This is a genomic window from Gordonia sp. UBA7860 (assembly GCF_002500165.1).
Classification (GTDB): domain Bacteria; phylum Actinomycetota; class Actinomycetes; order Mycobacteriales; family Mycobacteriaceae; genus Gordonia; species Gordonia sputi.
Genome location: NZ_DLSO01000206.1, coordinates 1 through 413, shown reverse-complemented (window position 1 = coordinate 413; position 413 = coordinate 1). Strand labels below are relative to the sequence as shown.

Sequence of the window (413 nt, the reverse complement as noted above, 5' to 3'; positions counted from 1 at the left end):
GTCGTCGATGAGGTCGACGTCCGGTAGCAGCGGGGCCAGATCGGGTAGTTCACTCAACGACGCGAGCCCCAGACGCTCGAGGAACAACTCGGTGGTCCCATACGTCGTGGCACCCGACGCGGTATCGGACCCGACCTCGTTGATGAGTCCGCGGGCGACGAGTGTGCGGACGACGCCGTCGACGTTCACACCTCGGATCGCGCTGACGCGCGCCCTGCTCACGGGCTGTCGATACGCGATGACGGCGAGCGTCTCCAAGGCTGCTCGGGTCAGTTTCGAGCGCGCCCCGTCGAGGAGGAGACGCTCGACGTACGGCGCGTACTCGGCTCGCGTGTAGAACCGCCAACCATCACCGGCGAATCGAAGGTCGATGCCGCTGCGCGCTTCGGTCAAGACAGCCGCCATCTGAGTGA

General features: G+C 66.1%; 1 protein-coding gene. It reads right to left on the bottom strand.

Annotated elements, in window-relative coordinates:
* Positions 1-413: SMC-Scp complex subunit ScpB (gene scpB, locus B3T59_RS24115; protein ID WP_287005332.1), on the bottom strand; the 413-nt coding region annotated here is incomplete at both ends.